This is a genomic window from Burkholderia sp. RF4-BP95 (assembly GCF_001521985.1).
GTDB classification, from domain to species: domain Bacteria; phylum Pseudomonadota; class Gammaproteobacteria; order Burkholderiales; family Burkholderiaceae; genus Burkholderia; species Burkholderia diffusa.
Genome location: NZ_LOSX01000018.1, coordinates 970,602 through 981,345, shown reverse-complemented (window position 1 = coordinate 981,345; position 10,744 = coordinate 970,602). Strand labels below are relative to the sequence as shown.

The window sequence follows — 10,744 nt, the reverse complement described above, 5'->3', positions numbered from 1 at the left end:
CGCCGAAGCGCGCGGCCGGCGTGAAGGTGCCGGACGTGAAGACGCTGGTCGAGAAGCTGAAGACCGAAGCCAAGGTGCTGTAAGAGGGAGCGGACGGACATGACGATTCTGGTAATCGCCGAGCACGATGCGGCATCGGCAGGCGGCGCTTCGCCGATCAAGGCCACGACGTTGAATACGGTGGCGGCGGCTGCGAAGATTGGCGGCGACATTCACGTGCTGGTCGCGGGGCACAACGCGCAAGCAGCGGCAGACGCAGCGGCGAAGATCGCAGGCGTGTCGAAGGTGCTGCTGGCCGACGCGCCGCAGCTTGCCGACGGTCTCGCCGAGAACATCGAAGCGACGGTGCTGACCATCGCGAAGGACTACTCGCACATCCTCGCGCCGGCCACCGCCTACGGCAAGAACGTCGCGCCGCGCATCGCAGCGAAGCTGGACGTCGCACAGATTTCGGACATCACGGCGGTCGATTCGGCCGACACGTTCGAGCGTCCGATCTACGCGGGCAACGCGATCGCGACGGTGCAATCGAGCGATCCGATCAAGGTGATCACGGTGCGTGCGACGGGTTTCGATCCGGTTGCGGCCGAAGGCGGCAGCGCGGCGGTCGAGAAGATCGAAGCGGCGGCCGATGCGGGCAAATCGCAGTTCGTGAGCCGTGAAGTGACGAAGCTGGATCGTCCGGAGCTGACGTCGGCGAGCATCATCGTGTCGGGCGGCCGCGGCCTGGGCAGCGGCGAGAACTACACGAAGGTGCTGGAGCCGCTGGCCGACAAGCTGTCGGCAGCACTCGGCGCATCGCGCGCGGCAGTCGACGCCGGCTACGTGCCGAACGACTATCAGGTCGGCCAGACCGGCAAGATCGTCGCGCCGCAGCTGTACATCGCGGTCGGCATCTCGGGCGCGATCCAGCATCTGGCCGGCATGAAGGATTCGAAGGTGATCGTCGCGATCAACAAGGATCCCGAAGCGCCGATCTTCAGCGTGGCCGACTACGGCGTGGTCGGCGATCTGTTCACGCTCGTTCCCGAAGCGGCCGCGGCGCTCTGAGCGATGCCGTTGTTCGAATTCAACGGCATGCGGCCCCGCGTCGATCCGTCCGCGTACGTTCATCCGAGCGCGGTCGTGATCGGCGACGTGACGATCGGCGCGGGCTGCTACATCGGCCCGCATGCCAGCCTGCGCGGCGACTTCGGCGCGATCGTCGTCGATGACGGCAGCAACGTGCAGGACGGCTGCGTGCTGCACGTCGGCATCGGCGAGACGTGCCGGCTCGGCGTGACCAGCCACATCGGCCACGGCGCGATCGTGCACGGCGCGACGCTCGAGCCGGACACGATGATCGGGATGAACGCGGTCGTGATGGACGGCGCGACGATCGGGGCGACGACGATCGTCGCGGCCTGCGCGTTCGTGAAGGCCGGCTACGTCGTGCCGCGCGGCGTGCTGCTCGCCGGCGTGCCGGGGCGCGTGGTGCGGCGGTTGAGCGCAGCGGAGATCGACGCGAAGGCGAACGGCACGCGCGTCTATCAGCAGCTCGCGGTGGATTGCCTGAGGACGCTCAAGCAGATCGACGGCGCGTAGGCGATGCGCGTCATCGATCCGGCGGCGGATGCTTGCCGGCCAGAAAGCCGTCGTCGCGCGGCGTGAATACTACGGCTCCGTGCACGGTGCGATGGTTTTTCTCGGGGTTTGTGCGGATGGCGATTCGCCTTCGCGCATGCCGGTCGTGACGTTCGCGCGGGATCGATTGCCTGATGCGGCGTCGTTGTCTTAAGATCGGCGTCAGACCATCCCTCCGCCTCCGGCGCCGAATGAAAACGACCACACGCCTGCGCGTCGCCATCATCGCTTCGGCTTTCGCCGTCTATCACATATTCATGCACGTCCAGTGGGTCGCCAGCGGTTGCATCGCGTTCCTCGGCAGCCGGCATTGCAGCTTCGAGAACAGTGCGAATTTCGAAGGAATGATGGACCTCGACCTGCTGCTGACCTGCGCGTGGGTCGCGGGCGCGGTGATGGGATGGTTCGCCGTCGCCCGCGCGCCGAAGAAACCCGGTTAGCCGAGCGGGTGCCGCGCAGCCGCCTATTGCGTGCGCACCGGCGCCGGCCGGTCGTGCAGGAACGCGAGCGACAGCGCCGCGAGACCGCAGCTCGCGATGAGCATCAGCAACGCGCCCTTGCCGGCATGCACCATGACCCAGCCGCCGACCGACGGAAAGCCGAACGTGCCGATGAAATACGACGCGACGAACCACGTCAGCACGCCATGCCGTTGCGTATCCGCGCAATCGTTGAGCGCCTGTGCCTGGATGACCGGATACATGAGCCCGTAGCCGGCGCCGAGCAGCACGGCCGCGACGGCCTGTAGCGATGCATGCTGGGCGGCGCCGAACATGGCGAGCGCACCGAGCATCATCATCGTGAGCAACCCCTTGGTCGCGGTTTCGGGGCGCGCCATCCTGACCCATTTCCCAAGCAGCCAGCGCGCACTCAGCACCGTCATCGTGTAAAGGCTGAAGAATGTGCCGGCGCGCGCCTGCGTGCCTTGCATGAACGACATCTGGAACGTCATCAGGCCGGAGAACACGCAGGTGCCGAGCGCGATCATCGCGATCGGCGCGGCCGCGCGCGTGCGCGAGATGGCCCGGAGTTCGCGCACCCAGCGGCCGCCGGATGCCGCGGCGGGCGGGTGCGGACACAGGCGACCGAACGCTTCGAACATCAGCGAGGCGAGCGCGCACAACGCGCCGACCGCATAAAGCGTGTCGTCGATCGACCAGTGGAGCATGCGCATCGCATACGAGGCGAACGCCGGGGACGCGCCGATCCCCGTCATCTGGAAAGTCGCCGAGCGGAAGAACCACACGTTCCGGGCGGCGCCGCTGGTCCGCTCGGCCAGCGACATCGGCGCGGCCAGGTGAAACGCGCCCCAGCCGAAGCCGACCAGGAAGCCGGACGGCAAATCGGCGGCCGGCGCGCGCCCGACGAGTGCGAAGCCGACGATGCCGGCGCCGATGCACAGCGACGACAGCGCGGCGATCTGCGCGGCGCCGATCTGCCGCGAGAACCAGCCGACCACCGCCAGACCGGCGAAGGTGCCGACGGTCGCGGCGGCCAGTGCGGCTCCGGTATCGAGATCGCTGCCGCCGATCGCGCGAAAACGCATCGACAGCAGGAAGGTTGCGCCGTAGCCGCCCGCGGTGAGCAGGGTGCCGACGAGAAAGAGCAACGCAGTTTGAACGCGCATGACAGCCATCCGGGGCGGCAGAGACGGTCAGAAATCGTCGAATGCGAGACAGTATGGACCAGGACGATGCGGGATGCCCGCATTTGCGATGACGTGATCGCGCCATCGGCTCCTGTCGGACGTGGTTCGAACATGGTCCACCGGGCGCGCCGGAGGCCCCGCACGACGACAACGCATTCGTCCGATCAGCGTCGTCGCACGACGCCGGCGGCGGCATTTACTTCGCTCGTTCGCGCGTCTCGCGCGGCCTTTGCTTTCCCCTGTGCGCTGCACTAGATTCGAAGCATTACGTGCCACCGAACGCGCGAGGTGAAGCCATGACGCCTTGGGAGATTCAGGGAACCGAACTAATGAACTGCAATTGCTCATACGGTTGCCCCTGCCAGTTCAATTCGTTGCCGACGCACGGCAACTGCGAAGCGATGGGTGCGATTTCGATCGAAAGCGGCCACTACGGCGACGTGGTGCTCGATGGCGTCCGGATCGCGGTCGTGTTCCAGTGGCCGGGGCCGATTCACGAAGGCCACGGACGGTGCCAGCCGATCGTCGACGAGCGCGCGAGTTCGGCGCAGTGCGAGGCCGTGCTGAAGATCATGACCGGTCAGGACACCGATCCGTTCGCGACGATGTTCTCCGTGTTCGCGTCGACGCTCGAGCACGCATACGATCCGATCTTCGCGAAGATCGATTTCGACGTCGATGTCGACGCGCGGCGCGGCCGGATCGGCGTCGAGGGCGTGTTCGACATCGTCGGCGAACCGATCCGCAATCCGGTGACGGGCGCCGAGCATCGCGTGCGGATCGACCTGCCGCACGGCTTCGAATACGAGCTGGCCGAGATCGGTTCGGGCACCGGCCGGTCGCGTGGCCATATCGAGCTGAATCTCGAGCGGAGCTACGCGCAGTTCGCGCGGCTGCACCTGAACAACCATGGGCTGATCCGGCATCGCGTCGCGGCATGATCCCCGTCGGCGATTTTCTCGGACGCGAGCGCGTCGTCACGCTGCTCGGCATGGCCGCGCTCGTCGGCGCGTGCTGGGTCTACCTGTGGACGGGCGCGGGCACCGGCATGTCGGCGCTGGACATGACGGCGGTGGCGTTGTTTCCGCATCGGCTGGCCGACGACATGGGGGCCATGGATCCGTCGCTGGCGACCGTGGTCCTGATGTGGTGGGTGATGATGATCGCGATGATGACGCCCGGCGCGGCGCCGCTCGTGCTGTTGTACCGGCGCGTGCTGCGGCATCGCGGTGCGCAGGGCGACGGGGCGGCCGTGACGTCGGCGTTCCTGCTGGCCGGCTACCTGGCCGCCTGGTTGGCGTTCTCGGTCGCCGCCGCCGTGCTGCAGATGCTGCTGCAGCCTGCCGGCCTGATCTCCGGAATGATGCTGTGGTCGAAGAGCGCCGCGCTGTCCGCGATCGTCCTCGCGCTGGCCGGCGCCTATCAATTCTCGCCGCTGAAACAGGCGTGCCTGCGGCAATGCCGGTCGCCGGTCCGGTTTCTCACGACGTACTGGCGCCCGGGAGTCACCGGCAGCTTCCTGCTCGGCGTGCGGCACGGTGCGTATTGCGTGGGCTGCTGCTGGCTGCTGATGGCGCTGCTGTTCGTCGGCGGCGTGATGAACGTCGTGTGGATCGTCGCGTTGTCGCTGTTCGTGCTTGTCGAAAAGGTGTTGCCGGGCGGCGAGCGCATGGGTCGCGCACTGGGCATCGTGCTGATCGCGTGGGCGGTCGCGACGTTGCTGGTGTAGCGGGCGCGTGCGTCTTTGGCTGAACAACGGAGTGTCTCGATGAAAATCCGATGCCTCGCCATCACAGTCCTCGGCGCGATGGCCGTCGTCGCGACGCCGGTGCGTGCGGGCGGGAGCATGTCCGACATGAGCATGGGCGACATGAAGATGTCGGCGCCGGATTCGGCGTTGACCGATGCCGAAGTGAAGCGGATCGATGCCGCGCACGGCATGGTGACGCTGAAGCACGGCGCGCTCGAGAACGTCGGGATGGCGCCGATGACGATGGCGTTCAAGGCCGGCGACCCGGCGATGATCGAGTCGTTGCACGTGGGCGACAAGGTCAAGGTCCGGGTCGAGCGCGTGGCGGGCACGCTGACGATCGTGAAGCTCGTGCAACGGCAGTAGCGATCGCCGGTGCTAACCCGGTCCGTCGCCGGAGTCACCCTCGGCTTCAGCGAAATTCAACTCGACGCCATTGCCGGCCGGATCGGCGAAAAACAGCTGAAGCTGGTGCGTGAGCGGCACGTACGTGCGCGAGTACCGGACCTGCGCGTCGGCGAGGCGCCGTTCCATGTCGGCCGCGTTCTCGCATGAAAACGCCATATGGTCGAACGTGTTGACGACGTGCGCCGGCCGAACCTCGCCCGGCCGCGCTTCCGACAGGTGGAGGATCGCCTGCGCGCCCGCGTAGAGCCAGTAGCCGTTGCTCTGGAACGGCGGTCGATAGCCGGGCCGGAGGCCCACGACGTTCACGTAGAAATCGCGCAGCGTATCGAGCGTGGCGCGATCCGCGCGCAGGTTGTAATGATTGAGTCCGATCACTGACATGGCAGGTTGTCCGGTTCGTGCAAGGTGCGTCGCGCACAGCATCGCGCAACGCGGGGCGTCCTGTCACCCCCGCGTGCCTTTGACCGGCGCTGCCGGCCGTGCGAGCCCGCGCGCCGGCAGCGGCGTCGACATCACGATCGACGTGCGCGTTTCGCCGTACAGGTTGATGCGCTCGATCAGTTGCTCGAGGTGCGCCATGCTGACGGCGACGAACCGCATCACGTAGGAATCCGCACCGGTCACGTGATGGCACTCGACCACTTCGGGAATCGTCTCCAGCAGCTTCAGGAACTTCGCCTTCGCCGGCTGCGGCACCGTGATGCCGATCAGCGCGCTCACCGGGTAGCCGGCCGCGGCCGGATTGACCCGCGCCGTGTAGCCGTCGATCACGCCGGCCGATTCGAGGCGCTTCACGCGTTCCGTCACCGCCGGCACCGACAGGTGAACCTGGCGCGCCAGCTCCGTGTAGCTGATGCGGCCGTTGGCCTGCAGCAGCGCGAGTATCTTCCAGTCGAGTTCGTCCATCGCGGCGGAGTTTTTAAGGTGAAGGCCCCATTTTTCCTTAAAAACCGTCTTCAGCGGCGACCGGACTTTCCCTACGATGCGGTTCATGTCATTGCATGTCGCGAGGAGCAGGCCATGCTGTTCATCAAGTCCGTCGTGATGGGGTTGTCGATCGCCGTGCCGGTCGGCCCGATCGGCATGCTCTGCATCCAGCGCAGCCTGAGCCGCGGCTTTCACGCGGGGTTCGCGACGGGCATCGGCGCCGCGTGCGCCGATGCGATCTACGGGCTGCTCGGCGCGCTGGGCGTCGCCGGCATCGTCACCGCGTTTCCGATGCTGACCGTCGCGCTGAAAATCGTCGGCGGCGCGTTCCTCGTGTGGCTGGCCTGGTCCATCGCGCGGCAGGCGCCGGCCGCGTCGGCGGCGGTGCAGGACGTGCCGCGCACGACCGTGCTGCGCGATTTCCTGACGACCTTCGGCCTCACGCTGTCGAACCCGATGACGATCCTGTCGTTCGTCGGGATCTTCGCGGCGCTCGGCCCGCAGGCGGGCACGCATGCAGGCACGATGGGGCCGACCGTGGCGTCGATGGTCGCGGGCGTGTTCCTCGGATCCGCGACGTGGTGGTTGTGCCTGAGCGGCGCGACCGCCGCGTTGCGAGCGAAGATGCCGCTGACGTTCATGCACGGGCTGTCGCGCGTGTCGGCCGTCGTGATCGCGGTGTTCGGCGCGATCCAGTTGATCGCGGGCATGCGCGGCGTCGTCTGGTCATGACGCGCGCCGCGGCACCGGTACACCGCGTGCGCGGTCAGAACGTGTAGCTGACCTTGCCGAACGCGGTGCGGCCGAGCGTGTTGTAGCCGTACGCGGTCATGTACTGACGGTCGAACAGGTTCGACAGCGTCGCCGACACCGTCAGGTGCGAATTGATCCTGTACGACGCGCGCAGGTTCACGGTCAGGTACGACGGCAGATACGTCGTGTTGGCCGGGTCGTCGAACGTCGTGCCGCCGTAGTTCAGCGACGCGCCCGTGCTCAGTGCGTGCAGGTTGAATTCGTCCCACGTGTGGTCGACGTTGACGCTGACCGTCTGGCGCGGCCGGCGGTTGAGCCAGCTGTCGTTGGTTTCGTCCTGCGGATTCAGGAAACCGACCGCGACGCTCACCGGCGTATAACGGCCGATCGTGCCCTTGTACGACAGGTCGATGCCGCGGATATGCGAGCGACCGATGTTCATCGGCGAGCGCGTCGCGGGGTTGTAGGCGATCAGGTTGTTGATGCGCGTGTCGTAGATCGCGGCGCTGAACGTGCCGTACGCCGTGTTCGCATCGAGCGCGGCCTCGACCGAATCGCTGCGTTCCGGGTTCAGGTCCGGGTTGCCGTAGCCCGGGTAGTACAGGTCGTTGAACGAGGGCAGGCGGAACGCGTTGCCGTACGACACGCGTGCCGTATAAACCGGCGTGATGGCCCACGACAGCGCGGCGTTGCCGGTGTTCACGGCCTTCCCGGCGATGATCTCGTGCCGCCCCGCGACGAACATCGTGACGCTGCCGAGCGTCGCCGACTGATGCAGCGAGAACGCGGAGTCGTTGCGCGTGGGCACGCCGTCCGGCACGTCGACGGGCAGGAAGGCCTGTTCGCGTGTGAAGTCGTACGCGACCTTCGTCTCGCCCGACAGCGGCAGGCCGAACAGCCGGAAGCCGTGTTCCTGATGGGTCAGCGACGTCGACGAACTGATGCGCTGCGAGTTGATCTGGTCGGTCGGAATGGTCGGGTCGCTCGCGTACAGGAACTGGCGGTCGTTCGCATAACCGAACGACTGGTCGAACTGGGTGTCGGGCGTGATGTCGAGATGGAACGCGATGCCGGTCGTCAGCTGATGATCGAGCTCGCGATTCGCAAAGCCGGCGTTGTCATAGGACAGGTCGGAGCGGTGATACAGCGCGAACGTCGAGATCGACCAGTTGTCGCGCGCGTAGCCGAGTCGCGCATCGAGGTCCTGCGCGTGATACGGATTGCGACCGTCCTCGTGCCCGTAGGCGAACGGCCGCGTTGCGTCGATGCCGGCCGTGTTGTAGCTGTGCAGGCCGAGCGTGTAGGTGAGGCCGCCGAGCGCGGCGAGCGGCCCCGTCGACGGCACGGTGCCCGACGTGCGCACCTGCGTGTCGAAGGTCTTGTTCGAGCCGCCGCCGAACGACACGGTCGTCTGGTTCGGCTGGCCGGCGGCGCGGCGCGTGAACAGTTGCACGACGCCGCCCATCGCGTTCGCGCCGAACGATGCGGCGGCCGGCCCCGAGATCACCTCGACGCGTTCGAACGCGTCGGTCGGCAGGTCGGCCCACGGCGCGATGCCGGTCGTCGGCGAGCCGATCCGGATGCCGTCGATGAACACCGCGACCTGATTGGCGGACGAGCCGCGGATGCTCACGGACGCCGACGAGCCGGGGCCGCCGTTTTGCGAGACGGTCACGCCCGGCAGCGTCGCGAGCGCCTGCGTGATGCTCGGGTCGCTCGGCGACAGCCGATCGAGATCGGCGCGCGTGAGCACCTGTGTCGTCGCATAGCGCTGGTCGAACGATTCGGGCAGGTGCCGCGTGTCGGTCACGCTGATCGTCGGCAGGTCGGCGGCTGCGGCGGGTTGGGGCGGCTGCGGGAGGGCCGTGTCGCCGGCGGCATGGGCGATCGGGGCGAACAGCGCCGTGGCGGCGGACGTGGCGAGAAAGTGGCGAAGGTTCATGAGGCAATGAGCGTGATCGTGTTGCAGGTACGGCGAGCGTAAGCGGGTGGCGGTGCGTACCGCCCGGGTTCGTATCCGTCTATCGCGAGACCGGACGGCTTGGGCGGTCGTCGCGCGGATCGAACGACACGGCACGGCACACGCGTGCGGACACGCCGCGCCCATGGCTGGCGCGACGGCACGACGCTTCCGGCGAGGAAGCGGAGGCGGAAAGACTGGACATCTGAAGGGTCCTGAGGTCGGGCCGTCCATGCAACGGGGGCGACCGCCAAAGGCGGTGCCTGGCGCTCCGGGACACCCCGCCCGGCGCGGCTGCTTGGACCTCGGGTCGATGGCAGGTCTCCTGGCTCGCGGGTCGCTATTCGCACCGGCCTTCCCGGTTTCCCAGTGGCTTGGAGTAGTGCGGATTCGCCGCTCACAGTTGCGGGGGCAGCCGCAGATTCGAGGCGCTGCCTCTCCTGCGTTCCCTTTTGATCCCGTCTCCGGGAACCATCAGCGCGCAAGCGTAATGGCGAGCGCTCCGGCGCGTCAATCGGCGAAGCGCGCGGGGATGCGAAAAAACGTCAGTGCTCGCCGGATTCTTTCCAGATCCTCGCTTGCGAGACATGAGGATCCCTTTACATCTGAGGAAAGGGCGCGCTGGCCGCGCGGCAATCGCGGCGGAACCGGCTCGGCGCGACGCCCGTCCATCGCACGAACGCCCGCCGGAATGCTTCCTCGCCGCCGAACCCGAGATGCGCGGCGATCCGCGCGACCGGCCAATCGGACTCGCGCAGGCAGCGCCGCGCGACGTCGGCGAGACACTGCTCGCGCAACGCGTGATAGCCGCTGTCTTCGGCCGCCAGTCGCCGCCGCAACGTCGCCTCGCTGACGCCGAGCCATGTCGCCAGTTCGGCAAGCGCGGGCAGCGCCTGCTCGCGCGCGAGCGCCGCGTCGAGAAAGCCGCGCACCTGCTGCGCCCATGCCACGACGGCCGGCGCCGCATCGATCAGACGAAACGGAAAATCGACGAGGAACGCGGCCAGCTCGCCCGGCTGGCGGATCACGCGGGCATCGAGCCGCGCGGCGTCGAATGCGAAACCATAGGTTTTACGGCCGACGTCGACCGGTGCGTTGAACAGCCCGAGCAGCGGCATCGCGTCGTCGCGGCGCGGATGGCCGAGCCAGACTTCGTCCGGTCGCAGCGGCTGCCCGATCAGCCAGCCGAACTGCTGCAGATAGCAGAACAAGCCCGTCAGGTCGACGAGGCACGCGGCCGGGCTGCGCGTGCGGCGCAGCGAATCCATCCGAAACGTCGCGCGCCCGTCGCGCACCGCAAGCGACAGCGCACCGGCGCGCGGCGTCAGCATCTCGCAGAATTCGGCCGCGCAGCGGATCGCATCGGCGAGCGTCGCGCAACTGAGCAGGCAGCGGCACATCAGGTCGACTTCCTGCTTGCGCATCGGCGGATGGCCGTTGCCGCGCGCAACCTGCGCCTCGAGCCGCTCGATCGCGTCGCGGTACAGCGCGACGAAGCCGCCGGGCGTCGTCGACGCGACGTCGGCGGCCGGCGTCGTCGGTCGTTCCGCCGGCGGTGCGCCGCTGCGCGTCAGCTCGTCCAGCAGGCGGGCGCCGAGGCCCGGCAGCATGCGGCCGCGTGCCGGCATTGCGCGCTGTTTCATCTCTCTCCCGATCTGAGCGTTACGACAGGGGC

12 protein-coding genes, 1 pseudogene and 1 riboswitch are annotated in these 10,744 nt (G+C 67.6%); of the genes and pseudogenes, 8 read left to right on the top strand and 5 right to left on the bottom strand.

Annotated elements, in window-relative coordinates:
* From WS46_RS35155 to WS46_RS08850, 4 genes and pseudogenes are all read left to right on the top strand, one after another.
* Positions 1–83 (top strand): annotated as a pseudogene (locus WS46_RS35155) (electron transfer flavoprotein subunit beta/FixA family protein); the annotation flags it as partial.
* A gap of 16 nt (positions 84–99) precedes the next feature.
* On the top strand, positions 100–1,050 hold the full coding sequence (locus WS46_RS08860) for an electron transfer flavoprotein subunit alpha/FixB family protein (protein WP_059690176.1): 951 nt from the start codon (positions 100–102) through the stop codon (positions 1,048–1,050).
* Positions 1,051–1,053: 3 nt separating this feature from the next.
* Positions 1,054–1,584 carry a transferase hexapeptide repeat family protein gene (locus WS46_RS08855; protein WP_059690175.1) on the top strand — a complete coding sequence of 177 codons (531 nt, stop codon included), beginning with the start codon at positions 1,054–1,056 and terminating at the stop codon, positions 1,582–1,584.
* A 230-nt stretch (positions 1,585–1,814) separates the two neighbouring features.
* Positions 1,815–2,063, top strand: coding sequence for a hypothetical protein (locus WS46_RS08850; protein WP_059690174.1), 249 nt, complete (start codon positions 1,815–1,817; stop codon positions 2,061–2,063).
* A gap of 23 nt (positions 2,064–2,086) precedes the next feature.
* On the opposite strand, the gene WS46_RS08845 is transcribed toward WS46_RS08850, so the two are convergent.
* On the bottom strand, positions 2,087–3,250 hold the full coding sequence (locus WS46_RS08845) for an MFS transporter (RefSeq protein ID WP_059690234.1): 1,164 nt from the start codon (positions 3,248–3,250) through the stop codon (positions 2,087–2,089).
* Between the two features lie 317 nt (positions 3,251–3,567).
* On the opposite strand from WS46_RS08845, the gene WS46_RS08840 reads away from it, so the two are divergent.
* From WS46_RS08840 to WS46_RS08830, 3 genes are read left to right on the top strand one after another with little or no spacing between them, the layout of a single operon-like run.
* Positions 3,568–4,212, top strand: coding sequence for a DUF1326 domain-containing protein (locus tag WS46_RS08840; protein WP_059690173.1), 645 nt, complete (start codon positions 3,568–3,570; stop codon positions 4,210–4,212).
* The gene (locus WS46_RS08835) at positions 4,209–5,000 is read left to right on the top strand and encodes a DUF2182 domain-containing protein (protein ID WP_059690172.1); all 792 of its coding nucleotides are present in this window, start codon (positions 4,209–4,211) and stop codon (positions 4,998–5,000) included. The genes WS46_RS08840 and WS46_RS08835 overlap by 4 nt, the downstream gene beginning before the upstream one ends.
* Before the next feature lie 39 nt (positions 5,001–5,039).
* Positions 5,040–5,387, top strand: coding sequence for a copper-binding protein (locus WS46_RS08830; RefSeq protein WP_059525618.1), 348 nt, complete (start codon positions 5,040–5,042; stop codon positions 5,385–5,387).
* 12 nt (positions 5,388–5,399) lie between these two features.
* Here WS46_RS08830 and WS46_RS08825 read toward each other — a convergent pair whose 3' ends face one another.
* Both WS46_RS08825 and WS46_RS08820 read right to left on the bottom strand, forming a co-directional pair.
* Positions 5,400–5,810 carry a VOC family protein gene (locus tag WS46_RS08825; protein WP_059690171.1) on the bottom strand — a complete coding sequence of 137 codons (411 nt, stop codon included), beginning with the start codon at positions 5,808–5,810 and terminating at the stop codon, positions 5,400–5,402.
* A 63-nt stretch (positions 5,811–5,873) separates the two neighbouring features.
* Positions 5,874–6,335, bottom strand: coding sequence for an Lrp/AsnC family transcriptional regulator (locus tag WS46_RS08820; RefSeq protein WP_059690170.1), 462 nt, complete (start codon positions 6,333–6,335; stop codon positions 5,874–5,876).
* 114 nt (positions 6,336–6,449) lie between these two features.
* Here WS46_RS08820 and WS46_RS08815 point away from each other — a divergent pair, with 114 nt between their 5' ends.
* On the top strand, positions 6,450–7,088 hold the full coding sequence (locus tag WS46_RS08815; protein ID WP_059690169.1) for a LysE family translocator: 639 nt from the start codon (positions 6,450–6,452) through the stop codon (positions 7,086–7,088).
* Positions 7,089–7,122: 34 nt separating this feature from the next.
* Here the strand turns inward: WS46_RS08815 and WS46_RS08810 are convergent, their stop codons facing one another.
* The gene (locus WS46_RS08810; protein WP_059690168.1) at positions 7,123–9,051 is read right to left on the bottom strand and encodes a TonB-dependent receptor domain-containing protein; all 1,929 of its coding nucleotides are present in this window, start codon (positions 9,049–9,051) and stop codon (positions 7,123–7,125) included.
* Positions 9,052–9,366: 315 nt separating this feature from the next.
* Positions 9,367–9,560, bottom strand: a riboswitch (cobalamin riboswitch).
* A 108-nt stretch (positions 9,561–9,668) separates the two neighbouring features.
* Positions 9,669–10,712 carry an AraC family transcriptional regulator gene (locus tag WS46_RS08805; RefSeq protein ID WP_059690167.1) on the bottom strand — a complete coding sequence of 348 codons (1,044 nt, stop codon included), beginning with the start codon at positions 10,710–10,712 and terminating at the stop codon, positions 9,669–9,671.
* Positions 10,713–10,744 lie beyond the last annotated feature (32 nt).

Excerpts from the sequence above, each read along its gene's own strand:
- WS46_RS08860 (WP_059690176.1), top strand. The coding sequence starts at position 100 with ATGACGATTCTGGTAATCGCCGAGCACGATGCGGCATCGGCAGGCGGC.
- WS46_RS08855 (WP_059690175.1), top strand. The coding sequence starts at position 1,054 with ATGCCGTTGTTCGAATTCAACGGCATGCGGCCCCGCGTCGATCCGTCC.
- WS46_RS08850 (WP_059690174.1), top strand. The coding sequence starts at position 1,815 with ATGAAAACGACCACACGCCTGCGCGTCGCCATCATCGCTTCGGCTTTC.
- WS46_RS08845 (WP_059690234.1), bottom strand. The coding sequence starts at position 3,250 with ATGCGCGTTCAAACTGCGTTGCTCTTTCTCGTCGGCACCCTGCTCACC.
- WS46_RS08840 (WP_059690173.1), top strand. The coding sequence starts at position 3,568 with ATGACGCCTTGGGAGATTCAGGGAACCGAACTAATGAACTGCAATTGC.
- WS46_RS08835 (WP_059690172.1), top strand. The coding sequence starts at position 4,209 with ATGATCCCCGTCGGCGATTTTCTCGGACGCGAGCGCGTCGTCACGCTG.
- WS46_RS08830 (WP_059525618.1), top strand. The coding sequence starts at position 5,040 with ATGAAAATCCGATGCCTCGCCATCACAGTCCTCGGCGCGATGGCCGTC.
- WS46_RS08825 (WP_059690171.1), bottom strand. The coding sequence starts at position 5,810 with ATGTCAGTGATCGGACTCAATCATTACAACCTGCGCGCGGATCGCGCC.
- WS46_RS08820 (WP_059690170.1), bottom strand. The coding sequence starts at position 6,335 with ATGGACGAACTCGACTGGAAGATACTCGCGCTGCTGCAGGCCAACGGC.
- WS46_RS08815 (WP_059690169.1), top strand. The coding sequence starts at position 6,450 with ATGCTGTTCATCAAGTCCGTCGTGATGGGGTTGTCGATCGCCGTGCCG.
- WS46_RS08810 (WP_059690168.1), bottom strand. The coding sequence starts at position 9,051 with ATGAACCTTCGCCACTTTCTCGCCACGTCCGCCGCCACGGCGCTGTTC.
- WS46_RS08805 (WP_059690167.1), bottom strand. The coding sequence starts at position 10,712 with ATGAAACAGCGCGCAATGCCGGCACGCGGCCGCATGCTGCCGGGCCTC.